This window comes from Pseudomonas sp. L7 (assembly GCF_046605565.1).
Taxonomy (GTDB): domain Bacteria; phylum Pseudomonadota; class Gammaproteobacteria; order Pseudomonadales; family Pseudomonadaceae; genus Aquipseudomonas; species Aquipseudomonas wayambapalatensis.
Genome location: NZ_CP176784.1, coordinates 893,520 through 920,495, shown reverse-complemented (window position 1 = coordinate 920,495; position 26,976 = coordinate 893,520). Strand labels below are relative to the sequence as shown.

The following is a 26,976-nucleotide window of genomic DNA, read 5'->3' as shown; positions in this document are numbered from 1 at the left end:
CACACTTCGCGGGTGGGTTTGCCCCCGCGCTTGTGTCATCATGCTCCGACCGCCGGTTAGTCCACCAAAGCCTCTATGAACAGACCCTACGCATTGCTGCTTGCCTTCGCCCTGCTCCAGGGCTGCCAGAGCCTGACCCCGCACAAGAGCGAGGATCAGCAAGCTGTTGCCGAAGCCGACAAGCCCGAGGCGAAAGCGCCTGTGGTGTATGGATCGTTCAAGCAGGACACACTCTACAGCCTGCTGGTGGCTGAGCTCGCCGGCCAGCGCAATCGCTTCGACATTGCCCTGGCCAACTATGTCGACCAGGCGCAGAAGACCCAGGATCCGGCCGTCTCCGAGCGCGCCTACCGCATCGCCGAGTACCTCGGAGCCGACGAACCGGCCCTCGACACCGCGCTGATCTGGGCCCGCAACGACCCGCAGAGCCTCGACGCCCAGCGCGCCGCAGCGATCCAGCTGGCCCGTTCCGGGCGCTACGACGACGCCATGGCCTATATGGAGAAAGTGCTTCAGGGCCAGGGCGACACCCACTTCGACTTCCTCGCCCTGTCTGCCGCCGAAACCGACCAGAGCACCCGCGACGGGCTGATGCAAAGCTTCGACCGACTGCTGGTCAAGTACCCGGACAACGGCCAGTTGGTCTTCGGCAAGGCCCTGCTGCTCAACCAGGACGGCAAGACCGAACAAGCACTCGAACTGCTCGAAAGCCACCCGCCACGCAATGGCGAAATTGCGCCGATCCTGCTGCGCGCGCGCCTGCTCCAGGCCCTGGACCGTGGCGACGAGGCCCTGCCACTGCTGCGCGGGGCGATTCGCGACAATCCGGACGACAAGCGCCTGCGCCTCACCTATGCGCGCACGCTGGTCGAGCAAGACCGCATCACCGACGCCAAGGCCGAGTTCGAGAACCTGCTGCAACAGTACCCGGATGACGACGAGCTGCGTTATTCGCTGGCCCTGGTGAGCATGGAGAACAAGAACTGGGACGAGGCCGAAGGCTATCTGCAGGAACTGGTCGAGCGCGACAGCAACGTCGACGCCGCGCACCTGAACCTCGGCCGCATTCGCGAAGAACGCAACCTGCCGGCAGCGGCCCTGCGCGAGTATGCGCTGGTCGGCCCAGGCCCGGACTACCTGGCCGCGCAATTGCGCCAAGCCGACATCCTGATCGCCAACGGCCGCAGCGCCGAGGCCTCGCGCCACCTGGCCGAAGCCCGCGAAGCACAGCCCGACTATGCGATCCAGCTCTACCTCATCGAGGCCGAGACCCTGGGTAACAATGGCAAGGAAGCCCAGGCCGACCAGGTACTGCAGCAGGCCATCAAGCGCTACCCCGACGACCTCAATCTGCTCTACACCCGCGCCATGCTGGCGGAGAAGCGCGACGACCTGCCGCAGATGGAAAAAGACCTGCGCGCCATCATCGCCCGCGAGCCGGAAAACGCCATGGCCCTCAACGCCCTGGGCTACACCCTGGCCGACCGCACCACACGCTATGGCGAAGCCAAAGCACTGATCGACAAAGCCCACCAGCTCACCCCGGACGATCCTGCAGTGCTCGACAGCCTGGGCTGGGTCAATTATCGCCTGGGCAACCTGGACGAGGCCGAACGCCTGTTGCGCCAGGCGCTGGAGCGCTTCCCCGACCATGAAGTCGCCGCCCATCTGGGCGAGGTGCTGTGGGCCAACGGCAAACGCCGCGAAGCCCGCCAGGTCTGGGCCAAGGCCTTCGCCGAGCAGCCCGACAGCCCTATCCTGCGCAAGACCGTCCTGCGCCTGACCGGATCCGAGAACCTCTAAATCATGCGTTTGCGTCATCTCATCACCTTCGCCCTCATCGCCCTGCTCACCGGCTGCGCCGGTTTTGGCACCCGTGAAGCCGTCCAGGGCAAGGGCAGCCCGCAACAGTGGCGCGAACACAAGCAACAATTGAGCACCCTCGACGGCTGGCAGATCAACGGCAAGGTCGGCATCCGTGCCCCGCGTGACTCGGGCAGCGGTACGCTGTTCTGGCTGCAGCGCCAGGACTACTACGACATTCGCCTGGCAGGTCCTCTGGGTCGTGGCGCCGCACGCCTGACCGGCCGCCCCGGCGGCGTGGTGCTGGAAGTGGCCAACCAGGGTCGCTACGAAGCAGCGAACCCCGAAGCCTTGCTCGAAGAGCAACTCGGCTGGCGCCTGCCGGTGTCGCATCTGGTCTGGTGGGTCCGCGGCCTTCCGGCCCCCGACAGCAAGAGCCAGCTGACCCTCGATGGCGACAGCCGCCTGGCCCGCCTCACCCAGGACGGCTGGGAAGTCGAATACCTGAGCTACATCGAGCAGAACGGCTACTGGCTGCCCGAGCGCCTCAAGCTGCGCGGCGAAAACCTCGACGTCACCCTGGTGGTCAAGGACTGGCAACCCCGCCAGCTGGGACACTGATCCGATGCACAGGCTCACCCTGCCCGCCCCGGCCAAGCTCAACCTGTGGCTGCACATTACCGGCCGACGCGCCGACGGCTACCACGAGCTGGAAACCGTGTTCCAGTTCCTCGACCACGCCGACCAGTTGAGCTTCGAGCTGCGCGACGATGGCCTGATCCGCCTGAACACCGAGATCGCCGATGTCCCCCACGACAGCAACCTGATCGTGCGCGCAGCGCGCAAGCTGCAGGAACAGTCCGGCACGCAACTGGGTGTCGACATCTGGCTCGACAAGATCCTGCCCATGGGCGGCGGTATCGGTGGCGGCAGCTCCGATGCGGCCACTACCCTGCTCGCCCTGCACCATCTCTGGCAGCTCGACTGGCCGGTCGACCGCCTCGCTGCGCTGGGGCTGACACTGGGCGCAGATGTGCCGGTGTTCGTACGCGGTCACGCCGCCTTCGCCCAGGGTGTCGGCGAACAGCTGACCCCGGTTGATCCTGAAGAACCCTGGTATGTCGTGCTGGTGCCGCAAGTGTCTGTCAGCACAGCGGAAATTTTTTCGCATCCAGAGTTGACACGTGATTCCCTCCCCCTTAAGATGCGCCCCGTTCCCGAGGGAAACAGTCGAAATGACTGCCAACCGGTAGTAGAGCAACGTTATCCAGAAGTTCGCAATGCGCTGAATTCGCTGGGTAAATTTACGGAAGCTCGAATGACCGGCACTGGAAGTTGCGTGTTTGGGGCCTTCCCAAGCAAAGCCGAAGCTGATAGAGTTCTGGCCCTTCTTTCAGAGACCCAAACAGGGTTTGTGGCAAAAGGAAGCAATGTTTCGATGTTGCATCGCAAGCTGCAAGGTCTGATCAAGAAGTCGAGCGCATAAGCGTTCGCAGCAACAGATACAGGGGCGTCGCCAAGCGGTAAGGCAGCAGGTTTTGATCCTGCCATGCGTTGGTTCGAATCCAGCCGCCCCTGCCATTTTCCTTATACTCATCCAGGTTACCCTCAGCCTTCAGGTACTGCGCGTGTCCAAGATGATGGTCTTCACGGGGAATGCCAACCCCGATCTGGCTCGGCGTGTAGTACGTCAGCTGCATATCCCACTGGGTGATGTTTCTGTCGGTAAATTCTCCGACGGCGAAATCAGCACTGAGATTAATGAAAACGTCCGCGGTAAAGACGTCTTTATCATTCAGCCGACTTGCGCTCCGACCAACGATAATCTGATGGAACTGGTAGTGATGGCCGACGCCTTCCGCCGCTCCTCAGCTTCCCGAATCACCGCTGTGATTCCTTACTTCGGATACGCCCGCCAGGACCGCCGTCCGCGTTCGGCACGTGTAGCCATCAGCGCCAAAGTCGTCGCTGACATGCTCACTGTCGTGGGTATCGACCGTGTTCTCACCGTCGACCTGCACGCTGACCAGATCCAGGGGTTCTTCGATATTCCTGTCGACAACATCTACGGCTCGCCCGTACTGGTCGACGATATCGAAGACCAGCGTTTCGATAATCTCATGATCGTCTCCCCCGACATCGGTGGTGTGGTGCGTGCACGCGCCGTCGCCAAGTCGCTGGGCGTCGACCTGGGTATCATCGACAAGCGCCGCGAGAAAGCGAACCACTCCGAGGTGATGCATATCATCGGCGACGTCGAAGGACGCACCTGCATCCTGGTAGACGACATGGTCGACACCGCCGGCACCCTGTGCCACGCGGCCAAGGCCCTGAAAGACCACGGCGCAGCCAAGGTCTACGCCTATTGCACCCACCCGGTTCTGTCGGGTCGTGCGATCGAGAACATCGAGAAGTCGGTGCTCGACGAGCTGGTGGTGACCAACACCATCCCGCTGTCCGCCGCTGCTCAAGCCTGTGACCGTATCCGCCAGCTGGATATCGCACCGGTAGTCGCTGAGGCGGTCCGCCGCATCAGCAACGAAGAATCGATCAGCGCGATGTTCCGCTAAGCGGAACGCACGCTGACGAAAAGCGCCCCGCCCCGGCATCGATGTCGGGGCGGGGCTTTTTTGCCATCCCCGTCCGGCGCTGGTCGCAAACGCCCTCGGGGGGCTATTTTGGAGAAACAAAATGACTGATTTCACCCTGAACGCCAAAGTGCGTACTGACCTGGGGAAAGGTGCGAGCCGCCGCCTGCGTCACTCCGCCAACATCCCAGCCGTTGTCTACGGTGGTAACAAGGACGCCGAGTCCCTGACCATCCTGGCCAAGGAAATCACCAAGCTGTTCGAAGACGAGGCTGCCTTCAGCCACGTTCTGCAGCTGAACGTCGACGGCACCAAGCAAGACGTCATCGTCAAGGCTCTGCAGCGCCACCCGGCCAAAGGCTTCATCATGCACGCCGACTTCGTTCGCGTCGTTGCTGGCCAGAAGCTGACCGCCAAGGTTCCGGTTCACTTCGTTGGTGAAGAAGCCCCGATCAAGAAAGGCGGCGAGATCTCCCACGTAGAATCCGAGATCGAAGTTTCCTGCGAAGCCAAAGACCTGCCTGAGTTCATCGAAGTCGACCTGTCCAAGGCCGAAATCGGCACCATCATCCACCTGTCGGACCTGAAAGCTCCGAAAGGCGTAGAGTTCGTCGCTCTGGCCCACGGTGATGACAAAGCCGTTGCCAACGTTCACGCCCCACGCGTGTCCGCTGAAGCTGCTGAAGAAGGCGCTGCCGAGTAATCCACTCGCACGCCGGCGTTGATCGGGTTACAGTGCCGCGCGCACCGTAACCCACCAACTCCAAGGAAAGAGCCCCTGACGTGACCGCCATCCAGTTGATCGTCGGCCTGGGTAACCCCGGCCCCGAATACGAACAGACCCGGCATAACGCAGGGGCTCTTTTCGTTGAACGCATTGCCAGCGCCCAGCGCGTTTCGCTGTCTGCTGACAAAAAGTATTTTGGCCTGACGGCTAAGTTCAGCCATCAAGGCAACGATGTTCGCCTGCTGATTCCCACCACCTACATGAACCGCAGCGGCCAGTCCGTGGCGGCCTTGGCCAATTTCTTCCGCATCAAGCCGGAAGCAATCCTGGTGGCGCATGACGAACTCGACCTGCCTCCCGGCGTCGCCAAGCTCAAGCGTGGCGGCGGGCATGGCGGGCACAACGGCCTGCGCGACATCATCGCGCAGCTCGGCAACCAGAACGACTTCCACCGCCTGCGGCTTGGCATTGGCCACCCGGGCGACGCCAAACTGGTCTCCAACTTCGTCCTGGGCCGCGCGCCGCGCGCCGAGCAGGAGAAGCTCGACGCCAGCATCGATTTTGCCCTCGGCGTGCTGCCGGACGTACTGGCCGGCGACTTCGCCAAGGCCATGCGCGAACTGCACAGCCAGAAGGCCTGACTTTCTAGAAAGGGGAATTCCCATGGGTTTCAATTGCGGCATCGTCGGCCTGCCCAACGTCGGCAAGTCCACCCTGTTCAACGCCCTGACCAAATCCGGTATCGCGGCGGAGAACTTCCCCTTCTGCACCATCGAGCCGAACAGCGGCATCGTGCCAATGCCCGACGCACGCCTGGCGGCGCTGGCCGAGATCGTCAAGCCGAACCGCATCCTGCCGACCACCATGGAGTTCGTCGACATCGCGGGTCTGGTCGCCGGTGCTTCCAAGGGTGAAGGCCTGGGCAACAAGTTCCTCGCCAACATCCGCGAGACCGACGCCATCGCCCATGTAGTGCGCTGCTTCGAAGACGAGAACGTGATCCACGTCTCCAACAGCGTCGACCCCAAGCGCGACATCGAGATCATCGACCTCGAACTGATCTTCGCCGACCTCGACAGCTGCGAGAAGCAACTGCAGAAGGTCGCTCGCAACGCCAAGGGCGGCGACAAGGAAGCCCTCGCACAGAAGGCCTTGCTGGAAAAGCTGATCCCGCACTTCACCGAAGGCAAGCCTGCGCGCAGCCTGATGAAGCATATGGCTGACGACGAGAAGGCGGCCATCCGCGGCTTCCACCTGCTGACCAGCAAGCCGGTCATGTACATCGCCAACGTTGCCGAGGACGGCTTCGACAACAACCCGCACCTGGACGTGGTGAAAGCCATCGCCGAGGAAGAAGGCGCGGTCGTGGTGCCGGTGTGCAACAAGATCGAAGCGGAGATCGCCGAGCTGGAAGACGGTGAGGAGAAGGACATGTTCCTCGAGGCCCTGGGCCTTGAAGAACCCGGCCTGAACCGCGTGATTCGCGCCGGCTACGAGCTGCTCAACCTGCAGACCTACTTCACCGCCGGTGTACAGGAAGTGCGCGCCTGGACCGTCCGCGTCGGCGCCACCGCCCCGCAAGCCGCCGGTGTCATCCACACCGACTTCGAGAAAGGCTTCATCCGTGCCGAAGTGGTCGCCTATGACGACTTCATCCAGTTCAAGGGTGAAGGCGGTGCCAAGGAAGCAGGCAAATGGCGCCTGGAAGGCAAGGACTACATCGTCAAGGACGGTGATGTGATGCACTTCCGCTTCAACGTCTGATCGCGCTGCAGGAGCATTCGGTACGCCGTCTCACTCCGAGCCAATAAAAAACCGCGCCTTTGCGCGGTTTTTTATTGGCTATTGGAAGCCTCGATGGGCGAGGGGCCGCTAGGCGAACATCACGGCTACTGTTAATGCAGCTGGAATTGACAAGTCCAATCCGTCCGCTTTATCCCGCCGGCATCAACCACCATCATTGAGTCAACCGCTCCACTGCCGACCATCGACGCAAGCAACACTGCGAGGGCTCGAACATGACCAGCATTCCCCGCGACACCCCGTCATCCGTCCGCAATCTTCAGGCACGCCTGGAGCCGGTCTTCTATGCCCTGCTGCGCGCTGTACTGGGCAACGTCATGTTCACCCACGGGCTGCCCAAGCTGCTGGGTGACTCACATGGCTCTATAGCCGATCCGATGGCCAGTTCGACCCACCTGATCGGCAACGTGATGGGCCTGCCGTTCGCCGCCGAACTGGCGTTTCTGGTGATGCTGCTGGAAACCGTCGGCGCGCTGATGCTCGTCGTCGGCGTGCTGACCCGGCCCGTTGCCCTGGCCATGGCCGCGGAGATGGTCGGGATCAGCTACGCCCTCGGTCCGACCTGGCCGTGGGTGGACCGGGGCATCGAATATCCGGTGATCCTCGGCAGCCTGGCGTTGTACATGGCCATCCGGGGCGGCGGACGCTTTGCCTTGGATCACAGGTTGTGGCACGGGCGCTAAGTGCAACGCGATCCGTTCAGGCGACGCTCGATCAGCCGTTGCGGAACAGGAAGCTGTAGGCGTTGAGTGCCGGCACACCGCCCAGGTGCGCATACAGCACCCGCGAACCTTCGGGGAATTCGCCATCGCGCACCATGCCGATCATCCCCGCCATCGACTTGCCCTCGTACACGGGGTCGGTCAGCACCCCCTCCAGCCGGCCACACAGGCGGATCGCCTCCAGCGTGCCCTCGTTCGGCAGCCCATATTCGGGGTAGGCGTAGCGGGTATCGAGCACCACATCGTCCTCGGTGATCTCGCGCCCCAGGTCCACCAGCTCGGCGGTGTGACGTGCGATGCGCAGGATCTGCGCCTTGGTCTGCTCCGGCTTGGCTGAAGCGTCGATGCCGATCACCCGCTGCGAGCGCCCATCGGCGGCAAAACCGACCACCATGCCCGCCTGAGTGCTGCCGGTAACCGAACACACCACGATGTAGTCGAACTTGAAGCCCAGCTCCGCCTCCTGCTGGCGTACTTCCTCGGCAAAGCCGACAAAGCCCAGCCCGCCGTAGGGGTGCTCGGAGCACCCTGCCGGAATCGGGAACGGCTTGCCGCCCTTGGCGCGAACATCCGCCATCGCCTGCTCCCAGCTGGGGCGGATACCGATGTCGAAGCCCGCGCTGTCGAGCCGCACATCGGCCCCCATGATGCGTGACATCTCGATATTGCCGACACGGTCATACACAGCGTCGGAGTAGTTCACCCAGTTTTCCTGCACCAGCACGCACTTCATGCCCAGGTGCGCGGCCACTGCGGCGACCTGGCGCGTCTGGTTCGACTGGATGCCGCCGATCGACACCAAGGTGTCGCAGCCTTGTTGCAGCGCCTCGGGGATCAGGTATTCGAGCTTGCGTGTCTTGTTGCCACCAAAGGCCAGGCCGCTGTTGCAGTCCTCGCGTTTGGCATAGAGCTCGACCTTGCCCCCCAAGTGGGCACTCAAGCGCTTGAGCGGGGTGATCGGGGAGGGACCGAAGGTCAGCGGGTAACGCTCGTAGCGACTCAGGTTCATGGTTGTGCTCCCAGTTGCGAAACACGCGGATCGCGGGCTCCGATAGGGTCAATGCTAGGGAGGTTGGTGGAAAAACGGGTTGCAAGTTTTCCCTGAATTTCGAGCTATTGTTTTATTGATCGATCATTTCCCTTCGCTTTGTTGTGAGGTTCAGGCATTGAAAGCAATAAATGAACGCGAGCGGAAAACCCCTCCCCTGTCCGGGCCGCCACAGCTCGACCGTATCGACCGCGCGATTCTGCGTGCCCTGCAGCAGGACGCCTCGATTGCCAACGTGGCCTTGGCCGACAAGGTCAAGCTCAGCGCCCCGGCCTGTCTGCGACGGGTCGAACGCTTGAAGCAGGCGGGATTGATCAAGGGCATCGTCGCCCTGCTCGACAGCGAGCGGCTGGATGCGGGGATGGTGGTGTTGATCGGCGTGGTACTGGACCGCTCCACCCCGGAGTCCTTCGCCGCATTCGAAGCGGCTGCGCAGAAGGTCTCCGGGTGCATGGAGTGCCATGTGGTGACGGGGGAGTTCGACTATTTCATGCTGCTGCGCACCCGCGACAGCCAGAGCTTCAACCGCCTGCATGCCGAGCAGTTGCTGTATCTGCCGGGGGTGCGGCAGATCCGTTCGTTCATGGGCCTGCGCCAGGTGCTTTCGACGACTCGGATTGTGTTGTAGAACAACACTTCACGCCACGATCTCAACACCCCCACGGCACCGGCGCCTCGGCCTCGATGCCATAGCGCACGATCGCCTCGGCACACCGCTGGCGCTCCAGCACGCCTTCATCGGCCAGACTCGACAAGGCCGCCAGCACGATCTGCCGGCTGTCCACCTCGAAGAAGCCACGCAGCCGCTCGCGGCTGTCGCTGCGTCCGAAGCCATCGGTGCCCAAGGCAACGAAGCGATCCTGCACGTATGGCGCCACCAGGTGCGGCCAGGCGCAGACATAGTCGGTCGCGGCAATCACCGGCGCGCCCTTGGGCAGGCACTGCACCAGGTGACTGACCCGCGCCGACTCCTGCGGATGCAGCCGGTTCCAGCGCTCCACCTCCCTTGCCTCGCGCGCCAGCTCGCTAAAACTGGTGGCGCTGAACACTTCACTGGCCACGCCCCAGTCCTGCGCCAACACGCGTGCCGCCGCCTGCACTTCGCGCAGGATCGCACCTGAGCCCAGCAACCGCACCGTGCCACTCGCCCCTTCGGGCAGGTGTTGCTCCAGACGGTAGAGCCCCCGGATGATGTCGTCCTCGACCCCTTCCGGCAGGCTGGCCTGTGGATAGTTTTCGTTCATCAGGGTGACGTAGTAGAACGCATCTTCCTGCGCTTCGAGCATGCGCCGCATGCCGTGGTCGAGGATCACCGCGAACTCGCCGGCAAACGCCGGATCGTAAGCACGACAGTTGGGCACCGTCGAGGCGATCAGCAGGCTGTGGCCGTCCTGGTGCTGCAGTCCTTCGCCGCCCAGGGTGGTACGCCCGGCAGTGGCGCCCAGCAGGAAACCACGGGCGCGCTGGTCGGCGGCGGCCCAGATCAGGTCGCCGATACGCTGGAAGCCGAACATCGAGTAGTAGATGTAGAACGGCAGCATCGGCAAGCCATGGGCCGAATAGCTGGTGGCCGCCGCCACCCAGGAGCTGATCGCCCCCGCCTCGCTGATGCCCTCTTCGAGGATCTGCCCGTCAAGCGCCTCGCGGTAGCAAAGGATCGAACCGATGTCTTCGGGCTCGTAGCGCTGGCCGACGCTGGAATAGATACCGATCTGCTTGAACAGGTTGGCCATGCCGAACGTGCGCGCCTCGTCGGCGACGATAGGCACCACTCGCGGCCCGAGCCGAGGATCCTTGAGCAACCCGCCGAGCATGCGCACAAAGGCCATGGTGGTGGACATTTCCTTGCCATCGGCCTGGGTGGCGAATGCCGCGTAGCTCGCCATCGCCGGCACCGGCAGCCCCTGGGCCTGGCGTGGCCGCGACGGCAGGTAACCGCCCAGTGCCTGGCGGCGTGCATGCAGGTAGCGCATCTCGTGACTTTCGTCGGCAGGCTTGTAGAAGGCCAGGGACTCGGTCTGCTCATCGCTCAATGGCAGGTTGAAGCGATCGCGGAAGGCCATGAGCGCCTCGCGGTCGAGCTTCTTCTGCTGGTGCGTGGTCATCTTGCCCTGCCCGGCCTCACCCATGCCGTAGCCTTTCTTGGTCTGCGCCAATACCACGGTCGGGCGACCATCACCTTGCTGGGCGGCATGGTAGGCGGCATGGATCTTCACCATGTCGTGACCACCGCGCTTGAGCCGGTCGATCTGTTCGTCGCTCATGCCTTGGGCCATCTGTGCCAGCGCCTCGCTCTGGCCGAAGAAATGCTCGCGGTTGTAGCGCCCATCCTTGGCGGCGAACGTCTGGAACTGCCCATCGACGGTGGCCGACAGCGTGCGCTCCAACTCGCCGGAGGCATCGCGGGCGAACAGGCCATCCCAATCCGATCCCCAGACCAGCTTGATCACCCGCCAGCCCGCACCGCTGAACAGCGCCTCCAGTTCGTCGATGATGCGCCCGTTGCCGCGCACCGGGCCGTCCAGGCGCTGCAAGTTGCAGTTGACCACCCACACCAGATTGTCCAGACGCTCGCGCGCGGCAAGGGTAAGCGCCGACATGCTTTCCGGTTCATCCATCTCGCCATCACCGAACACGCCCCACACCCGACGCCCGGCGCTCTGGCGCAGGCCCCGGTGCTCCAGGTAGCGCATGAAGCGCGCCTGGTAGATCGAGCTGATCGGCCCGATGCCCATGGAGCCGGTGGGGAACTGCCAGAAATCAGGCATCAGCCAGGGATGTGGATAACTCGACAGACCCTGCACACCGCGGCGCCGCGCAGTGATTTCTTGTCGATAGTGCTCCAGTTGCTCAACCTGCAAGCGCCCTTCGAGGAAGGCCCGGGCATAGACACCCGGCGCCGAGTGCGGCTGGAAGAACACCAGGTCACCCGCCCCCGGTGCATCGCCGCCACGGAAGAAGTGGTTGAAGCCGACCTCGAACAAGTCGGCGGCACTGGCGTAGCTTGCAATATGACCGCCCAGCTCGCCGTAGGCCTGGTTGGCGCGCACCACCATGGCCAGCGCGTTCCAGCGCATGATCGAGGCCAGGCGTTCCTCGGTCGCCAGGTCGCCTGGGAAAACCGGCTGCTGCTCGACGCCGATGCTATTGATATAGGGCGTGCCATGCCCTGGCTGCCAGCCGACTGCGTGACGCCGCGCCAGCGCCGCAAGCCTGTCGAGCAGCACCCGCGTGCGCGGTGCGCCTTCGTGTTCGAGCAGCGACAGCAACGCGTCGCGCCACTCGTCCAGGCCCTGGGAGTCGATATCGTCCTCGGCGGACGGCTCGCGCAACGATCCTGCGGCTTGATGGATGCTCATGACAGCGCTTGCACCTCGGTGTGTGTGTTGGGTGGGGTTTCAGACCGCCAGGAAGCGTTCCTCGAGAATCCGCTTGACCAGCATCCGCGCCACTTCGACGACCTGCTCGACCTGTGTCACGGGCGAGCCCTGACGACTGATCGCGGGGTCGAGCTGCAGGCAGCGCAGCTCATGGCCACACACTGAGCCTAGCCATGCCAGGCGCACCTGCCCGTCGCTCTCGAGGTCTAGCAGGTAGCACCGCTTGGAGACCGCTCGCAGCAGCGCGCTGGCCTCGCACACCGACTCGGCGGCAAGCGTGCGCTGCCCCTCCCCGGCGGCCAGCCAGTTGGCCTGCAGGCCGTCCATGTCCTGCACGTGCAGATGGGCAACTTCGTTCCAGCCATCGAGCGCGGCGTGCAGCCCGCTGCCCAGGCTTTCGGGCAACGCTGCACTGGACACCACCACCACCGCCACGTCCTGCGATGGCGCCTTCACCCACCTTGCGAACCTGGAAATCGCCAGCATGACCTGCTCCCTCTCGTCGGGCCTGTGCGCATGAAACCTGCTCCAAAACGATACTCAGCGCAGGTTTGAATTTCATACCTATTCTCAAGCTTGATCGGGAACATCCTTCCCGTTTCCTAGCACCCAGTGAAGACCGTCCCGTGACTGCTTTGCAGAACAGACCATCATTCCGGCAACCGCCCAAGCCTGGCGGCAGCGGGCCCCACGCCAGACCGAGGAAGCGCGATGAAAGAACCCTCCAAGTCCATCGAGGTCAACGCCCACGAACGCAAGATCCTGCGTGCATTGCAAGCCAATGGCCGAATCAGCAACGCGGAACTGGCGAAGAAGGTCGGGCTGAGCACCACTGCGTGCTGGAACCACACCAAGCGGCTGTTCGATGCGGGCGTGATCAAAGGGGTGCATGCCCACGTCGATCCGAACGTGCTGCAGCAAGGCACCGTAGTACTCATCGGCGTGGTGCTGGATCGCTCCACCCCCGAGAGCTTCGCCGCGTTCGAAGCGGCCGCGCGCAACCTGCAGCAGGTGCTGGAATGCTGGCTGGTGGCGGGGGATGTGGACTACTTCCTGAAGATCCGCGTGCGTGACCTGCCGGCCTTCAACCAACTGCACAATACGCAGATCATCGCCCTTCCCGGAGTGCGGCAGGTGCGCACCTTCTTCGTGCTCAACGAGGTGAAGTCCGGGGGTTTCATCAATATCTGAGGCAATGCCACCTGCTTTGGTAAACCGTCCCTGAAAGGCATCCGTTCCTTCTTTTTCGAGCTGTGCCCCGACGCTCTAATGCCGACAGCGGTCCGTCGCAGACGCTCCGCTTCCCCCAGGAACGGAGCGTCCCATGCCACTTATCAACGCGTCCATGCAATTGCCAGGTCTGGCGGTGGCCTTGCTATACACAGGGCTCACCAGCGCACAGCCAGCCGATCCGCAGACCGAGACTCTGCAACTGGAACGCCGTGCCGCGCAGTGCGTGCCGCATCTGGAGAGTCTGGAGCGGCTGCTCATCGACAGCATCCATCGCCTGGAGCCCACCATGGGTGAAAGGCTGCGGCAGATTCCCGAAATCGAACGTCGTATAGCCCGCCTGCGCCAGCAGTTGGACCAGGAGCTCCAGGACTACGAAAAACTGCCGTGGCGCCCAGAGCACCGCATACGTCTGCAAGCGCTTGAAAACGAAATCTGGACCAATCAGAGCGCCATCCGTTCGACCCAGTTCGACGAGCGCAACCTGACGGTGATGAAACCGGCACTCAGCAGCACACGCCTGCAACAGAGCGCCGTACTCCAGCAACTGGACGCATTCACCGCCGCACGCCATGACTGTGAATCCCCCCAGCACAGCCCTCAGTGCTACGCCGAGGAGGTCGTGCCTCTGCACCCTCTGCTGCAGTCGGCACTCGACGACACCCATGCGCTGCTCAAAACGCTCTGGTCACAGCTCAGCAACATTGCCTTCTATTCGATGACATGGATAGACGACTGCGCGCCGACAGCCCCCTCGGGATTCGGCCGACAGCCATCCCCCGATTTCCAAACCCCCGCTAGATAGTTCTCCCAATCCACAGAAGAGGTCCACCGTGTCTGAATCTACCCCATTCATCAGCCGCAGAGCCCTGATCGAGAAAAACATCCGTAAGGAACTGACAACTCATGGCGCATCCCAACCGTTGAGCCTGCCAACCGTCCACAGCCCGCTCGTGACTCACTACGTGAACAGGATCGAGGGCTCCTACGACTCGTCGCGCGCCAGGATCGATACGGACCACGCCATCGACCTGCTCTACATCGCCTACAACACCACGCCCCAACGCAACGGCGACATCCGCGTCAAGATCAGCAGCATCATGAACAGCCTGATCAAAGCGCAGCAGGAGAGTGAACGCCAGATCAAGGCCGCCAGCAATGCCGCCAGCCGTCTCACCCGAAGGCTCAACCGCGGCCTGACCGGCTGGACCGCCGCCCAGACAAGCGGCGACATCACGCAGATCAAGCGCTTCGTCGGCAAAGAACTGATGGAGATGGCCAACGAGATCAAAAAATCGGCCATGGAGGTCAACGCGAACCTGCAAACCATCGTCGACCGCTACGATTGCATCATCAATGACACCAACGAAGTGACCGCCAGCAGCGAAATGGCCTTGAGCTTGACACTTGAGGCCAACGAAAAAATTCGTCAGGAAATTCTTCAGCACAAGGCTCGCAGCAAGGCACTGGAATCGCTGGTAGCCGACATGCAACAACAGGTCCAGCGCTACGAGGCGCTTGCCCGCGACTATGCAGCCCAAGCCAAGTCTTCCGAGGAGCGCGCCTTCTGGTCAGGCATGCTGCGTGGTGCGGCGCAGGTGGTATCGGCCGCCATGCCACTGGTGGCCATGGCCGCCAGCGGCGGCGGCTCGTCGCTGATCGCCGCCGCCTCAGTCGCTACCAGCGTCGGTAAAGGCGCCAACAGCGACACCACTGGCGATCTCATTCGCCTGAAGAAAGAACGCTCCGAGCAGCGCGCGGAACTGGCCCTGATACAGGAGGATGTGGAGAAACTGCAGACGTCGATCTCCGGTTATCAGAAGCAGAAAGGCCAGGAGAGCGACACCGGCAAGCTCAAGGCGCTGGAGAACCGGATCACCGAAGCCCAAGAGCTTCTGGCCAAGGCCAAGGTCAAGTACAACCTGGCCAAGGAGCACCTTGGAACACTGGATTCCGCGCTCCAGACGCTGGCCTCGGCAGCCGGTGAGATCAGCGATGCCAGCCGGGAACAGGCCGACAACCTGCGCCAGATGCAGCTGCATATGCTCGATAATGCCGACAAGTACGAAACCGCCCGGCGCGAACAGGCAGCCGAACTGGCGGAAGTCTCTGTGCTGATGGCAGGCAAAGGCAGCGAGCAGGAGATCATCGAGCTTGCCATCAGGTCACTGAACCTGAGCGTGAGCGCCCTCAAGCGCACCCGCGAAATCGTCGTGGAAATTGCGTTCTTCTTCCGCTCGTTCTGCGACTTCATGGAGATCATTCGCCAGGATGCCCAAGAGCAGATCGAAGAGTTCGAAGATGCCGAAGACATCGACTCGAGCCGCGACTACCTCTTCTCGCAATTGTGTGAGTCCACCGACGCATTCTTCATCAGCCAGACCGGGCAGTGGATCGCCGTCGGCATTGTCTCCGATCATTTCGCCCTGACGTTCAAGGACGGCTGGAGCAAGCTCAACACGCTGTCCGGAAAGTACATCACCAACGACGAACTGCCGGCCTATCTTACCCAGGCGGCGGGCAAGCTGGACATGATCGCAGCCGACCGCAATGCCGCCAGCCACGAGCGTCAGGTGTACCTGGAAAACTACCGTAGCGAACTCAACGCCGGTTAATGGCCTCCCGCCAGGGGCAAATAATCAGTTCATGATTTTCTGAACTGATTATTTGCCCCTGCCGATTTTTCCCCCTGACACGCCTCTCCAGAATCGCCTCACCACAATCACAATAACCGTGAGGCCACTCCCGTGGACCAGACCCTCCAGGTACGGCAAGCTGCCGCCGACCTCGTCGACGCCTTTGCCAGTAACGATACCGCCCGCTATTTCGCCTGTTTCAGCGAAGACGCCACGTTCCTGTTCCATACGCTGCCCCAACCGCTGCTGTCTCGCCGCGCCTATGAAGACCTTTGGGCCCAGTGGAAAGCCGACGGCTTTGCCGTGCTCGGCTGCACCTCGAGCAATGCCCACGTGAGCCTGCAGGGCGATCTGGCGATCTTCATGCACGACGTGGCCACACGCATTCGCATTGCCGAGCAGGAACAAGCGCTGAACGAGCGCGAGACCATCGTGTTCCGCCTGCAAGGCGAGCGCTGGCTGGCGTGCCATGAACACTTGTCGGTCGCCTCCTGCGCCTAACGGTCTTGCCGCACTGCCATCGCACTCACAACAAGGCCTGCCTCAGGCCAACAACACACGCGCTGGAGCACCACCATGAGCCACTCGACCGGTATCGAGACCAATGGCGTCGAACAGATCCCCGACGATCAACGCGACGCCACTCCCCTTGACCTTTTCCGCCTGATCTTCGGCGGCGCCAACACTTTCGCCACCGCCGTGCTCGGCAGCTTCCCGGTACTGTTCGGGCTGTCCTTCCAGGCGGGGCTGTGGGCGATCCTGCTCGGCGTCGGGGTCGGTTCGCTGATCCTTGCCCCCATGGGGCTGTTCGGCGCACTCAACGGCACCAACAACGCCGTCTCGTCCGGTGCGCATTTTGGCGTACACGGACGGATCGTCGGCTCGTTCCTGTCGCTGCTGACCGCCGTGGCGTTCTTTTCGTTGTCGGTGTGGAGCTCGGGCGATGCCCTGATCGGCGGCGCCAAGCGCCTGGTCGGGCTGCCCGAAACCGACCTCACCCTGGGTCTGGCCTATGGCCTGTTCGCAGTGCTGGTGCTGGTGGTATGCATCTTTGGTTTCCGCTTCATGTTGTGGGTCAACAAGGTTGCGGTATGGGCTTCAAGCCTGCTGTTCCTGCTCGGCGTCGCCGCCTTCGCCGGACCGTTCGACGCAAGCTTCGCCGGCAGCGTCAACCTCGGCCAGCCGGGCTTCTGGGCCGCCTTCGTTGGCGCCGCGATCCTCGCCATGAGCAACCCGGTGTCCTTCGGCGCGTTCCTCGGTGACTGGTCACGCTACATCCCGCGCCAGACCCCGAAATCGCGCATCATGCTGGCGGTGATCCTGGCCCAGGCCGCGACCCTGATCCCGTTCCTGTTCGGTCTGTGCACCGCTACCCTGGTGGCCAGCCAGGCGCCGGACTATATCGCCGCCAACAACTATGTCGGCGGCCTGCTGGCGATTTCGCCGACCTGGTTCTTCCTGCCGGTATGCCTGATTGCCGTGATCGGCGGCATGTCCACCGGCACCACCGCGCTGTACGGCACCGGGCTGGACATGTCCAGCGTGTTCCCGCGCCTGCTCAGCCGCGCGGCCGCCACCCTGCTGATCGGTGTGCTGGCGATCGCCTTCATCTTCATCGGCCGCTTCGCTTTCAACCTGGTGCAGAGCGTATCGACCTTCGCCGTGCTGATCATCACCTGCACCAGCCCGTGGATGGTGATCATGATCCTCGGCCTGATCACCCGCCGTGGCTTCTACCACGCCGACGACCTGCAGGTGTTCACCCGCGGCCAGCGTGGCGGCCACTACTGGTTCCTGCACGGCTGGAACTGGCGCGGCATGGGTGCCTGGATCCCCAGCGCCGCCGTGGGCCTGTGCTTCGTCAACCTGCCGGGACAGTTCGTCGGCCCGTTCGGTGACCTGGCTGGCGGCATCGACCTGAGCCTGCCGGTCACCCTCGGCATCGCCGGCGTGCTGTACCTGATCCTGCTCAACCTGTTCCCCGAACCTGCCGGTGTCTACGGCCCGCGCGGCCCGCGCTGGGTACGCTGCAAAGACGCTCCCGTGACACCCGTGACCACTGCCGAAATGGCCTGACTGGAATCCGACCATGACCACCCCCCACTACATCGACGGCCGCTGGGTCGAAGGCCAAGGCAACGACAGCATCAGCGTCTGCGATCCCTCTCTGGGCGTCCCGTTCGCCGAGCTGAAATCGGCCAGCAGCGCCCAGGTGGACGAGGCGGTGCAAGCCGCACGCCGTGCGCTGCCCACCTGGAAGAGCCGCCCCGCCGCTGAGCGCGCGGCCCTGTTGCGCGGATTTGCCGAACAGCTCGGTGCCCGCCGCGAGGAATTGATCGCGCTGCAGATGCGCAACAACGGCAAGCCACGGCACGAGGCCGAGATCGATCTGGACGACGCGGTGGCAACCTTCGCCTACTACGCCGAGCTCGCTGAACAACTGCCGCAGAAAAACTGCGACGTGCCCCTGGCCGCCCCAGGCTTTACCGCACGCACCCGCCTGGAAGCCGTCGGCGTGGTCGGCCTGATCGTGCCGTGGAACTTCCCGCTGGTGACCAGTGCCTGGAAGCTCGCCCCGGCCCTGGCCGCCGGCTGCACCGTGGTGCTCAAGCCCTCGGAGGTCACCCCGCTGATCGAACAGGCCTACGGCCAGATCGCCGAGCAGTTGAGGCTGCCTGCCGGGGTGCTGAACATCGTCAACGGCAAGGCCGAGACCGGCGCGGCGCTGAGCGGCCACAACGGTCTGGACAAGCTGTCGTTCACCGGCAGCAATGCCGTCGGCAGCCAGGTCATGCGCAGCGCCGCCACGCAGTGCCGCCCAGTGACATTGGAGTTGGGCGGCAAGTCGGCGATCGTGGTCTTCGACGACTGCGATCCGGACCAGGCGGTAGAGTGGATTGTCGCCGGCATTACCTGGAACGCCGGGCAGATGTGCTCGGCCACCTCACGCCTGCTGGTGCAGGACGGTATCGCCGACACGCTGCTGCCACGCCTGCAGGCGGCGCTGGAGAAATTGCGCGTGGGCAATCCACTGGTCGAAGACGTCGAGATGGGCCCGCTGACCAGCCAGGCGCAATGGCTCAAGGTTGCCAGCTATTTCGCCAGGGCGCGTGAAGAAGGGTTGAAGTGCCTGGCCGGTGGCAAGGCGCTGGATGCCGAAGGTTGGTTCGTCAGTCCGACACTGTACGTCGATGTGCCCGAGACCAGCCGCTTGTGGAGCGAAGAGATCTTCGGCCCGGTGCTGTGTGCACGCCGGTTCTCCACCGAGGAACAAGCGATCGCCCAGGCCAACGACAGCCGCTTCGGCCTGGTGGCTACGGTATGCTCGGCGGACCTCGAACGCGCCGAGCGCGTGGCCGATGCGCTGGAGGTCGGGCATGTCTGGATCAACTCGGTGCAGGCGGTGTTCGTCGAAACCTCGTGGGGCGGCACCAAGGGCAGCGGCATCGGGCGCGAGCTTGGGCCTTGGGGGTTGTCGGGGTATCTGTCGGTGAAGCATGTGACGCGGTGTTTAGGGTGAGTTTTTAAGCGCTCTTTTCGAGGGTTGGGGGGCTCGGTGGCCTGGTAGATATCCCTTTCAGGGTATTTGCGTAGAGGCTGACAGGTGCTCGCCGAAAGCTTTTTAGCGCCTGTGAAATCGAGCGCCGCCCGCGCGGCGCTTCGCGGGCAAGCCCGCTCCTACAGTTTGTTTCGGGCCAGTCTCTCCTGAGCCATCACTGGGTCCGCCTTGGTGATCCGACGCGGTTTCGGTGCGGGCTTTGCCGCCGCTCCACACGACTCAAGACATGCGCCAAGGCAGGCGCCGGTACTTGCACAGGAATAATTGGCCCGAAACAAACTGTAGGAGCGGGCTTGCCCGCGAAGCGCCGCGCGGGCGGCGCTCGATCTCACAGACGCTGAAAAATATGTGACGAGCACCTGCCAGCCCTGTCGCGATCTCATGCAGAACCAACTACGGGACAAGCCCACTCCCACGTTCTTCATGGATGGCGACCTCCATCTACCTGTCAGACATTTCCGAACCTGAAGCAAAGTGCTTCAAAGCCTCTCAGCTTGGGAATTACCCTACGCGCTCTGCAGACGCTTCGGCATTGTCGATCAGCACCAGCAGGACTAACTTCCCCGGGTCGTCGTAATGACGACCGGGTGTGAGAGCCTGCCGTCGTCGAAATGAAGCACGCAGCACTGCCATGGCAGCTGTGCGCGGGCAGGCCCAGGCCTGGCCGGCATTTGCTCATTTCGACCGGTCTCTCACCCCGCGTACGGCTGCCACCCTCACCCTGTGAGAGGGGTCTGGAGGCGGCACCCTTTTCAATCGAAATGAGTGCATTCCATGAAAAAGATCGCCCCCGATCCACCCACCGCAAAATCCGCACAACGCCCCTTCTTCACCATCAACGACGACATGCCCGCCACCGACGCCCTCGTCCACCTCATCCAACTGATGCACGGAATCGAAGACACCCTCGATGAATACTGCTGTGCCAATGCCGGAGTGCCTGGGACCGGGATGCTGGTGAATACTGCGCACAGCGTGCAGATGGGCAGGCTATTGGCTGAACATGTGCTGGGTGATGGCAACCACAGATAACAGCTTTGCCCAATATCCGTAGGAACGGGCTGGTCAGATTTGGAACAAGACAGCCGCTCTCATACGCATCCCTTTCAAGGTGTTTGCGTAGAGGCTGATAGGTGCTCGCCGAAAGTTTTCTAGCGCCTGCGAGATCGAGCGCCGCCCGCGCGGCGCTTCGCGGGCAAGCCCGCTCCTACAGTTTGTTTCGGGCCAGTCTCTCCTGAGCCATCACTGGGTCCGCTTTGGTGATCCGACGCGGTATCGGTGCGGGCTTTGCCGCCGCTCCACATGACTCAAGACATGCACCAAGGCAGGCGCCGGTACTTGCACAGGAATAATTGGCCCGAAACAAACTGTAGGAGCGGGCTTGCCCGCGAAGCGCCGCGCGGGCGGCGCTCGATCTCACAGGCGCTAAAAAGCTTTCGGCGAGCGCCTGTCAGCCTCTACACAATCACATGCGAGCCCCCTCCCCCACAAACATCTGTGGAAGAGGGCCCGCTGCATCACACCGACTCGTCTGCCGCCCGCGTCCCTTCCTGCAGCAACACCATGCTCTGCGGCGACGACAGCGCGATACCTTCCTCGCGCAAGCGCCCGAGAATGGCGAACAGCAGGTCACTGCGTGCGCCCGACACCTGCCGCGGCCCGGCCACGTAGCCGCTGGCGCTGAGCACCATGCCGCTGGCGGTCAAATCCTTGAAGGTGACCGACGGCGCCGGAGCATCGAGGATCGCCTCGTGGTCGCGGTAAGCCTGCAGCAGCAGCTCGCGCACGTGGTTGGCATCGGTCTCCAGTGGCAGGGTCAAGGTCACACCGACCACACCCAGCGCATTGGCCATGGTCACGTTGCGCACGTTCTGCGAGATGAACTGCGAGTTGGGCACGATCACCGTCGAGCGATCGGACATCTGGATCTCGGTAGCACGCACGTTGATGCGCCGGATGTCACCCTCCACCCCCGCCAGGCTGACCCAGTCACCCACCTTCACCGGACGCTCGGTGAGCAGGATCAGGCCGGAGATGAAGTTCTGCACGATCTGCTGCAGACCGAAACCGATACCCACCGACAGCGCACTGACCACCCAGGTCAGGCTGGTCAGGTTGATGTGCAGGGTCGACATCACCAGCATGGCCAGGAACAGGAAGCCCAGGTAGCCAACCAACGTCACCAAAGAGGCACGCATGCCAGCGTCCATGTCGGTTTCCGGCAACAGACGCTCGCTCAGCCAGCGCTTGACCACACGAATGGCGAACAGCCCACCGAGGAAGATCGCCAGCGCCAGGAAGATATCCTGGGGCACGATGTTCAGATTGCCGAGGATCTTGCCACCGCTACCATCCCAGTCGGCCAGGCTCAGCAGCAGCTCGCCGGGGCTGGTGCCCGAAGGCATGAACGCCAGCAGCGCAGCGATGAACAGCAGTACGGTGCGACCGATACCGGCCAGTACCGTGCTGGCCTGGGCCTGGTGACGCTGCTGCAGGCCCAGCGCCGAGGCCAGCGCCAGGCCAGCAGGCTGACGCGGCGACAGCAAGGTTTCGCAGAGGTCGCCGAACACGGTCACCAGCAGGTAGGCGCACACCGCCACGACACTGATCCACAGCAGCTTGGCGGTCAGGAAGTAGGCCAGGGTGAGGTAGCCGGTGAGCAGCGCCAGCAGGATCGCGATGACCCACACCACCACCACGAAGGGGATCAGCCCCGCCAGGCCCGCCGGGCGCTCCAACCCGTGCTGGCGACGAGTGCGGCGATAGCGTACCAGTACGGCGACGAACAGCAGCGATACCACCAGCGCGGTCAGGCCGTTGGTGGCCAGGGTCAGTGCCAGGCTGGTGCCGATGACACTGTTGATCCGCTCCTGGGTCAGCAGCAGCACCAACGCCAGGGCCAGGGCCTGCGGGAACCAGCCCAGGGCGCTGGCCACTTCGTCGGGGATCGGCGGCAGGCGCCAAGACGGGCGCTGCAGCATCAGCATGGCGCGGCCCAGGCCCGAGATGAAGGCGCTGAACACCACCAGGGTGAGAACATGATTGGTCAGGCTGGCAAGGTCCGGCCCTACCTCGGCACTGCTTTCCAGGCCCCAGCGCAGCAACGACACGGAACCGGCGATGGTCGCCAGGGTGGCCAACGCCACGCCCAGGGCCAGGGCACTGCGGCGCAAGCGGCCTTCGGGCAGCCAGCGGATCATCGCGTCGGCCAGCAGGCGCTCGAGCACCTTGCGCACCAAGGTCCAGACCAGCACGGCAGCCACCAGCGCGCTGATGAACAACCAGCGGTGCTCGGCGCTGAGGGCACTGGCCACAGCATCTGCCGCCTCACCGCGCAGGTCGCGCAGGCGCGCCACGTCTTCATCGGTAGGACGGATCAGGCTCGACCAGAACGCCGGGCTCAGCGGGCTGGCGGCGCGGCTGGTGATCTGCGAGTTGAACAGGCTGCGGCGCAGGTTGACGATCTGCGTAGACAGGTCACGCGCCGACTGGGTGAGCTGGGTAGCTTCGGTCTGCTCGGCCACCAGGGCCTTTTTCTGCTTGTCCAGTTGCTGGCGCTGGCGCGTCAGGCTCTCGGCCTCCTCGGGCTGCACCGGCCCCAGCACATTGAGCTGATCATCCAGCCGGGCGACATCCGCCGTACGCTGCGTGGCCAGGGCATCGGCCTGGCGCTGCACCTGCAGCGCCGACTGACGCAGTTGCGAGAGCAGGTCGTCATTGGCATTGCTGGTCACGCCCTGGCGGATCTGGTCGAGCCGGTCGCTCAGCTGATCCAGGCTGGCATCTTCGTCCAGCACCTGCTGTTCGGCAGCGGCCAGGCTCGATACCGGGGTGGCCGGTGCCGACCAGGCGGGCGTGGCCACCCACAGCAACAAGGCCAAAATCCCCACGTAAAAACGCTCAAGGCTTACACGCCTCATCGAAATCCCCTCTATACAACTCGACAGGCGGAGGATTCTACGCTGCCGCGGCGATCAGGTGATGACCGTTTCTCGCGCCAGCAACAGACGCTTGCGTTCCACACCCCAGCGATAACCACTGATATCCCCATCACGCCGCACCACTCGGTGGCAGGGGATCGCCACGGCAATGCGGTTGGCCGCGCAGGCCAGGGCGACGGCACGCACCGCCTTGGGGGCGCCGATGCGCTCGGCGATATCGCTGTAGCTGACCCGGCCGCCCGCCGGCACCTCGCGCAGTGCCTGCCAGACGCGCTCCTGGAACGCGGTGCCCTGTACATCGAGGGGCAGTTGCAGCCCCAGCGACGGTTGCTCGACAAAACCCACCACCTCGGCAACCAAGCGCTCGAAATCGGGGTCACCCCCGATGAAATGGGCCTTGGGGAACTGGTCCTGCAGTTGTTCGAGCAGCGTTTGCGGGTCATCGCCAAGCAGGATCGCGCAGATGCCGCGCTCGCTTTGCGCCACCAGGATCGCCCCGAGAAAGCACTGGCCAAGGGCAAAACGGATGGTCGCGCCCACCCCGCCAGCCCGGTACTCACGCGGCTGCATGCCCAGGCGCTGGCCCGCGCTGGCATAGAAGCGGCTGTTGGAGTTGTAGCCCGCGTCGTAGATCGCATCGGTAACGCTGCCTGCCTGCTCCAGCCCTTCACGCAAGCGCCGGGCACGGAAGGCCGACGCATAGGCCTTGGGCGTGAGGCCAGTTTCGGCCTTGAACAAGCGGTGCAGGTGGAAGGGGCTGACACCCAGTTCGGCGCCAAGCTGCTCAAGTTGAGGAGCGCTGTCGTGGGATTCGATCAGCCGGCAGGCACGCGCGACCAGCGCGGTACGCTTGGCGCCAGGGTCGACGAGGGTTGCCGTGCAGCGTTTGCAAGGGCGGTAGCCGGCGGCTTCAGCGGCGGCGCCATCATCGAAGAACTCGACATTTTCGCGCTTGGCCATCCGCGACTTGCAGCCGGGCTGGCAATAGATGCCCGTGGTGCGCACGGCATAGACGAAGTGACCGGCCGCTTGTGGATCGCGGGCCTGGACGGCCTGCCAGCGGGCGGCATCGGTGTTGTAGGGGGTGGCTGGCATGGGCGGGGCCTCTGGGGTGATTGGCTGTCAGGGTGCCAGGTTCTCTTGGAGCGGGCTCTCCGGTTCTTGCGGGGCTATTTTGTGCTGACCTTTTCGCGGGCAAGCCCGCTCCTACAAGAGACAGCGCGCCCATGCAGGAGCGGGCTTGCCCGCGAAAAGGCCCCCACCTCAAGCCCGCCAGAGATACCAGGCCGCCACCGTCCGATACGGGCTCCACACCCCGCCCAGCGAGCGCATCTGCGCCGGTGTCGGTGCCCTCTCCAACCCCTTCAGGCGACGGTATCCCTCGCGTACCCCGAAGTCATCCACCGGCAGGATGTCCGAACGCTCCAGGCTGTAGATCAGCAACATCTCCACGGTCCAGCGCCCCACGCCACGCAAGGCCACCAGCCGCTCGATCAGCGCCTCATCCTTCATCGCCAGCGCTTCCTCGCGCCCGGGCACGGCCCCGTCGAGACGGGCCTGGGCGATGTGCAGGATGCTCGCCAGCTTGCTCGCCGAGAAGCCACAACCGCGCAACAGCTCGGGGTCGGTGGCGAGCAACTGCTCCGGCGCAGGAAACGCCACCTGCGGATACAACGCCAGCAAGCGCCCGAGTATCGCCTCGGCCGCCCGGGCATGCAGTTGCTGGTACGCCACCGCCCGCACCAGCGCCTCGAACGGCTCACGCCCAGGCGTAGCGCGGTGCAGGCACGGCCCGACCGCGGCGATATGCCGGGCCCAGTCCGGGTCCAGCCCGCTGAGGAAGTCGATCGCCTGCTGATAGGCGTGCGGCGAGAGATCGGCATGGATCATGGCACGTTACCCGTGGAATGAGCTGAAAGACCCATGTTAGACCAACCGTTCATCGCCAGATCGCCGAATCTTGCGCGACAAATTCCTGGTATGCCATTGCTCCGACAGCATTGCCCCGCATAGAATTGAGAACTATTCACACTCACTCCCCCACTCTTTCCTCGCAACCAGGGCCGCAGCCACGATGCAGATGAACGACATGCTCAAGCCTGCCGAAATCGATCTGCTCTACCAGACCCACCATGCCTGGCTGCGCGGCTGGCTGCGGGCCCGGGTCGGCTGCCGGGAGCATGCCGCGGACCTCGCCCAGGACACCTTCGTGCGCCTGCTGCGCGCGCGTCAGGTTTCACCGCTGAAAGAGCCCCGCGCCTACCTCAGCAGTATCGCCCGCGGCCTGATGATCGATCAGTTCCGGCGCCGCGCACTGGAACGCGCCTATCAGGAAAGCCTGGCCTGCCTGCCCGAAAGCGAAGCGCCCAGCGAGGAGCATCGCCTGGTGATCCTCGACACCCTCGAACGCCTCGACCGCGCCCTGCACCTGCTCAAACCCCGGGTGCGCCAGGCGTTCCTGCTGGCCCAGCTCGATGGCCTGAGCATCCCGCAGATCGCCATGCGCCTGGAGGTGTCCCGGGCCACGGTCGAGCGCGACCTGGCCCGGGCGCTGGGCACCTGCTATCGGTTGCGCTATGCCGACGCCTGAGCGCATCCCTGCACAGGCCCAGGTCGACGAGGCGATCGACTGGCTGGTGAAACTGCGCTTCGACGATCCATCGGCGCACCACCAGCAGCAATTCCAGCACTGGCTGCACAGCCATCCGCACAACGCCCTGGCCTGGCAGCGGGTCAACAGCCTGGGCAACGAACTGGCCGGCCTGCCCCCCGACCTGAGCCGACGCACCCTCGAGGGCAGCCAGCGGCAACGCATGAGCCGGCGCGACAACCTCAAGCTGCTGGTCGGATTCGCGGTTGCCGGGGGGGCTCTCTGGACCGCGCGCGAGCCCCTGGGCCTGCCCGCGCTGATGGCCGACAGCCGCACCGCCACCGGCGAGCGCCGCGACCTGCAAGGCAGCGACGGCAGCCGCATCCAGCTCAACACCGCCAGCGCCATCGACCTGCGCTACAGCGCCGACCAGCGCCTGCTGACACTGATTCGCGGCGAGGTCAGCCTGGACAGCAACGCCAGCGACAACCGCACCTTCCACATCGACACCGCCATCGCCGACATGGACACCCGCAACGGCCAGTTGCTGCTGCGCGAGAACGACGACGGCCTGCTGTTGGCGGTTCGCCGTGGCGAGGTGCTGCTGTTCCCCTCCTCCGCTCGCCCACGGTGGGTGAAGACCGGCGAGGTGCTGCAGGTAAGTGCCTCGGGGCTAACCGAGGTGGCGACCCTGCATGGCGACCCGTGGGGCTGGACCGATGGCGTTCTCAGTGTGCAGCAGATGCCACTGGGCGAGTTCGTGGCCGAGCTTTCGCGGTATCGGCCGGGGCTGCTCAGATGCGCACCGGAGGTCGCCGGGCTGAAGGTCTCGGGGACTTATCAACTGGCAGACATCGATCAGATCCTGCTGTTGATCGCACGAACCCTGCCGGTGCGCATCGACTACCGCACGCGCTACTGGGTGAGCATCGACCTGGCCTGACCCTGG

Annotated in this window: 24 protein-coding genes and 1 tRNA gene; 19 read left to right on the top strand and 6 right to left on the bottom strand. The window is 63.9% G+C overall.

Going from position 1 to position 26,976, the window contains the following annotated elements:
- Positions 1–75: 75 nt before the first annotated feature.
- The 9 genes from ACK3BK_RS04375 (at position 76) to ACK3BK_RS04335 (ending at position 7,604) form a co-directional block, all read left to right on the top strand.
- Positions 76–1,803, top strand: coding sequence for a tetratricopeptide repeat protein (locus tag ACK3BK_RS04375; protein WP_186667644.1), 1,728 nt, complete (start codon positions 76–78; stop codon positions 1,801–1,803).
- Between the two features lie 3 nt (positions 1,804–1,806).
- Positions 1,807–2,424, top strand: a complete 618-nt coding sequence (lolB, locus tag ACK3BK_RS04370) for a lipoprotein insertase outer membrane protein LolB (protein ID WP_186667643.1) — start codon at positions 1,807–1,809, stop codon at positions 2,422–2,424.
- Positions 2,425–2,428: 4 nt separating this feature from the next.
- Positions 2,429–3,289, top strand: coding sequence for a 4-(cytidine 5'-diphospho)-2-C-methyl-D-erythritol kinase (gene ispE / locus ACK3BK_RS04365; RefSeq protein WP_186667642.1), 861 nt, complete (start codon positions 2,429–2,431; stop codon positions 3,287–3,289).
- Positions 3,290–3,309: 20 nt separating this feature from the next.
- Positions 3,310–3,384, top strand: a tRNA-Gln gene (locus ACK3BK_RS04360).
- 47 nt (positions 3,385–3,431) lie between these two features.
- A complete protein-coding gene (locus tag ACK3BK_RS04355) occupies positions 3,432–4,373 on the top strand; it encodes a ribose-phosphate pyrophosphokinase (protein WP_029614333.1) in 942 nt (313 codons plus the stop codon).
- A gap of 121 nt (positions 4,374–4,494) precedes the next feature.
- Complete coding sequence (locus ACK3BK_RS04350) at positions 4,495–5,094, top strand: 50S ribosomal protein L25/general stress protein Ctc (protein ID WP_186667641.1); 600 nt, start codon at positions 4,495–4,497, stop codon at positions 5,092–5,094.
- Between the two features lie 80 nt (positions 5,095–5,174).
- Positions 5,175–5,759 carry an aminoacyl-tRNA hydrolase gene (gene pth, locus ACK3BK_RS04345; protein WP_054894616.1) on the top strand — a complete coding sequence of 195 codons (585 nt, stop codon included), beginning with the start codon at positions 5,175–5,177 and terminating at the stop codon, positions 5,757–5,759.
- A gap of 22 nt (positions 5,760–5,781) precedes the next feature.
- Entirely contained in the window at positions 5,782–6,882 is a 1,101-nt protein-coding gene (gene ychF, locus ACK3BK_RS04340) for a redox-regulated ATPase YchF (RefSeq protein WP_186667640.1), read from the top strand.
- Between the two features lie 254 nt (positions 6,883–7,136).
- Positions 7,137–7,604: a DoxX family protein gene (locus tag ACK3BK_RS04335; protein ID WP_411383799.1), complete on the top strand. Its 468-nt coding sequence runs from the start codon at positions 7,137–7,139 to the stop codon at positions 7,602–7,604.
- Between the two features lie 31 nt (positions 7,605–7,635).
- Here the strand turns inward: ACK3BK_RS04335 and ACK3BK_RS04330 are convergent, their stop codons facing one another.
- Positions 7,636–8,652, bottom strand: coding sequence for a 1-aminocyclopropane-1-carboxylate deaminase (locus ACK3BK_RS04330; protein ID WP_186711642.1), 1,017 nt, complete (start codon positions 8,650–8,652; stop codon positions 7,636–7,638).
- A gap of 157 nt (positions 8,653–8,809) precedes the next feature.
- Between ACK3BK_RS04330 and ACK3BK_RS04325 the strand changes: the two genes are divergently transcribed.
- Complete coding sequence (locus ACK3BK_RS04325) at positions 8,810–9,319, top strand: Lrp/AsnC family transcriptional regulator (RefSeq protein ID WP_411383798.1); 510 nt, start codon at positions 8,810–8,812, stop codon at positions 9,317–9,319.
- 22 nt (positions 9,320–9,341) lie between these two features.
- Here ACK3BK_RS04325 and mdeB read toward each other — a convergent pair whose 3' ends face one another.
- Both mdeB and ACK3BK_RS04315 read right to left on the bottom strand, forming a co-directional pair.
- A complete protein-coding gene (gene mdeB / locus ACK3BK_RS04320) occupies positions 9,342–12,050 on the bottom strand; it encodes an alpha-ketoglutarate dehydrogenase (RefSeq protein ID WP_411383797.1) in 2,709 nt (902 codons plus the stop codon).
- Positions 12,051–12,089: 39 nt separating this feature from the next.
- Complete coding sequence (locus tag ACK3BK_RS04315; RefSeq protein WP_411383796.1) at positions 12,090–12,557, bottom strand: transketolase; 468 nt, start codon at positions 12,555–12,557, stop codon at positions 12,090–12,092.
- A gap of 225 nt (positions 12,558–12,782) precedes the next feature.
- Here ACK3BK_RS04315 and ACK3BK_RS04310 point away from each other — a divergent pair, with 225 nt between their 5' ends.
- The 7 genes from ACK3BK_RS04310 (at position 12,783) to ACK3BK_RS04280 (ending at position 20,528) form a co-directional block, all read left to right on the top strand.
- Positions 12,783–13,262 (top strand): Lrp/AsnC family transcriptional regulator, encoded by a 480-nt coding sequence (locus ACK3BK_RS04310; protein WP_186711638.1) that lies wholly within the window; start codon positions 12,783–12,785, stop codon positions 13,260–13,262.
- A 133-nt stretch (positions 13,263–13,395) separates the two neighbouring features.
- Positions 13,396–14,106, top strand: a complete 711-nt coding sequence (locus tag ACK3BK_RS04305) for a hypothetical protein (RefSeq protein ID WP_411383795.1) — start codon at positions 13,396–13,398, stop codon at positions 14,104–14,106.
- Between the two features lie 160 nt (positions 14,107–14,266).
- Entirely contained in the window at positions 14,267–15,916 is a 1,650-nt protein-coding gene (locus ACK3BK_RS04300) for a tyrosyl-tRNA deacylase (protein WP_186711636.1), read from the top strand.
- Positions 15,917–16,048: 132 nt separating this feature from the next.
- Positions 16,049–16,438 carry a YybH family protein gene (locus tag ACK3BK_RS04295; protein ID WP_186711635.1) on the top strand — a complete coding sequence of 130 codons (390 nt, stop codon included), beginning with the start codon at positions 16,049–16,051 and terminating at the stop codon, positions 16,436–16,438.
- 75 nt (positions 16,439–16,513) lie between these two features.
- Entirely contained in the window at positions 16,514–18,013 is a 1,500-nt protein-coding gene (locus ACK3BK_RS04290; protein WP_186721988.1) for a purine-cytosine permease family protein, read from the top strand.
- A 13-nt stretch (positions 18,014–18,026) separates the two neighbouring features.
- Positions 18,027–19,457 (top strand): aldehyde dehydrogenase family protein, encoded by a 1,431-nt coding sequence (locus ACK3BK_RS04285; protein WP_411383794.1) that lies wholly within the window; start codon positions 18,027–18,029, stop codon positions 19,455–19,457.
- An 813-nt stretch (positions 19,458–20,270) separates the two neighbouring features.
- Positions 20,271–20,528, top strand: a complete 258-nt coding sequence (locus tag ACK3BK_RS04280; RefSeq protein WP_411383793.1) for a hypothetical protein — start codon at positions 20,271–20,273, stop codon at positions 20,526–20,528.
- Positions 20,529–21,013: 485 nt separating this feature from the next.
- Here the strand turns inward: ACK3BK_RS04280 and ACK3BK_RS04275 are convergent, their stop codons facing one another.
- From ACK3BK_RS04275 to ACK3BK_RS04265, 3 genes are all read right to left on the bottom strand, one after another.
- Positions 21,014–23,416 (bottom strand): DUF3772 domain-containing protein, encoded by a 2,403-nt coding sequence (locus tag ACK3BK_RS04275; protein WP_411383792.1) that lies wholly within the window; start codon positions 23,414–23,416, stop codon positions 21,014–21,016.
- A gap of 54 nt (positions 23,417–23,470) precedes the next feature.
- Entirely contained in the window at positions 23,471–24,532 is a 1,062-nt protein-coding gene (gene ada, locus ACK3BK_RS04270) for a bifunctional DNA-binding transcriptional regulator/O6-methylguanine-DNA methyltransferase Ada (RefSeq protein WP_186711627.1), read from the bottom strand.
- A 168-nt stretch (positions 24,533–24,700) separates the two neighbouring features.
- The gene (locus ACK3BK_RS04265) at positions 24,701–25,327 is read right to left on the bottom strand and encodes a DNA-3-methyladenine glycosylase family protein (RefSeq protein ID WP_411383791.1); all 627 of its coding nucleotides are present in this window, start codon (positions 25,325–25,327) and stop codon (positions 24,701–24,703) included.
- Between the two features lie 184 nt (positions 25,328–25,511).
- Between ACK3BK_RS04265 and ACK3BK_RS04260 the strand changes: the two genes are divergently transcribed.
- Together ACK3BK_RS04260 and ACK3BK_RS04255 are read left to right on the top strand one after the other, a co-directional pair.
- The gene (locus ACK3BK_RS04260) at positions 25,512–26,027 is read left to right on the top strand and encodes a sigma-70 family RNA polymerase sigma factor (RefSeq protein WP_186667630.1); all 516 of its coding nucleotides are present in this window, start codon (positions 25,512–25,514) and stop codon (positions 26,025–26,027) included.
- Positions 26,014–26,970, top strand: a complete 957-nt coding sequence (locus ACK3BK_RS04255) for a FecR domain-containing protein (protein WP_186667629.1) — start codon at positions 26,014–26,016, stop codon at positions 26,968–26,970. Before ACK3BK_RS04260 ends, ACK3BK_RS04255 begins: the two co-directional genes overlap by 14 nt.
- The last annotated feature ends 6 nt before the right edge of the window (positions 26,971–26,976 follow it).

What these genes read in the sequence shown, in the direction of transcription:
- ACK3BK_RS04375 (WP_186667644.1), top strand. Translation starts at nt 76, where the DNA reads ATGAACAGACCCTACGCATTGCTGCTTGCCTTCGCCCTGCTCCAGGGC.
- lolB (WP_186667643.1), top strand. Translation starts at nt 1,807, where the DNA reads ATGCGTTTGCGTCATCTCATCACCTTCGCCCTCATCGCCCTGCTCACC.
- ispE (WP_186667642.1), top strand. Translation starts at nt 2,429, where the DNA reads ATGCACAGGCTCACCCTGCCCGCCCCGGCCAAGCTCAACCTGTGGCTG.
- ACK3BK_RS04350 (WP_186667641.1), top strand. Translation starts at nt 4,495, where the DNA reads ATGACTGATTTCACCCTGAACGCCAAAGTGCGTACTGACCTGGGGAAA.
- ychF (WP_186667640.1), top strand. Translation starts at nt 5,782, where the DNA reads ATGGGTTTCAATTGCGGCATCGTCGGCCTGCCCAACGTCGGCAAGTCC.
- ACK3BK_RS04335 (WP_411383799.1), top strand. Translation starts at nt 7,137, where the DNA reads ATGACCAGCATTCCCCGCGACACCCCGTCATCCGTCCGCAATCTTCAG.
- ACK3BK_RS04330 (WP_186711642.1), bottom strand. Translation starts at nt 8,652, where the DNA reads ATGAACCTGAGTCGCTACGAGCGTTACCCGCTGACCTTCGGTCCCTCC.
- mdeB (WP_411383797.1), bottom strand. Translation starts at nt 12,050, where the DNA reads ATGAGCATCCATCAAGCCGCAGGATCGTTGCGCGAGCCGTCCGCCGAG.
- ACK3BK_RS04315 (WP_411383796.1), bottom strand. Translation starts at nt 12,557, where the DNA reads ATGCTGGCGATTTCCAGGTTCGCAAGGTGGGTGAAGGCGCCATCGCAG.
- ACK3BK_RS04310 (WP_186711638.1), top strand. Translation starts at nt 12,783, where the DNA reads ATGAAAGAACCCTCCAAGTCCATCGAGGTCAACGCCCACGAACGCAAG.
- ACK3BK_RS04305 (WP_411383795.1), top strand. Translation starts at nt 13,396, where the DNA reads ATGCCACTTATCAACGCGTCCATGCAATTGCCAGGTCTGGCGGTGGCC.
- ACK3BK_RS04290 (WP_186721988.1), top strand. Translation starts at nt 16,514, where the DNA reads ATGAGCCACTCGACCGGTATCGAGACCAATGGCGTCGAACAGATCCCC.
- ACK3BK_RS04285 (WP_411383794.1), top strand. Translation starts at nt 18,027, where the DNA reads ATGACCACCCCCCACTACATCGACGGCCGCTGGGTCGAAGGCCAAGGC.
- ACK3BK_RS04280 (WP_411383793.1), top strand. Translation starts at nt 20,271, where the DNA reads ATGAAAAAGATCGCCCCCGATCCACCCACCGCAAAATCCGCACAACGC.
- ACK3BK_RS04275 (WP_411383792.1), bottom strand. Translation starts at nt 23,416, where the DNA reads ATGAGGCGTGTAAGCCTTGAGCGTTTTTACGTGGGGATTTTGGCCTTG.
- ada (WP_186711627.1), bottom strand. Translation starts at nt 24,532, where the DNA reads ATGCCAGCCACCCCCTACAACACCGATGCCGCCCGCTGGCAGGCCGTC.
- ACK3BK_RS04265 (WP_411383791.1), bottom strand. Translation starts at nt 25,327, where the DNA reads ATGATCCATGCCGATCTCTCGCCGCACGCCTATCAGCAGGCGATCGAC.
- ACK3BK_RS04260 (WP_186667630.1), top strand. Translation starts at nt 25,512, where the DNA reads ATGCAGATGAACGACATGCTCAAGCCTGCCGAAATCGATCTGCTCTAC.
- ACK3BK_RS04255 (WP_186667629.1), top strand. Translation starts at nt 26,014, where the DNA reads ATGCCGACGCCTGAGCGCATCCCTGCACAGGCCCAGGTCGACGAGGCG.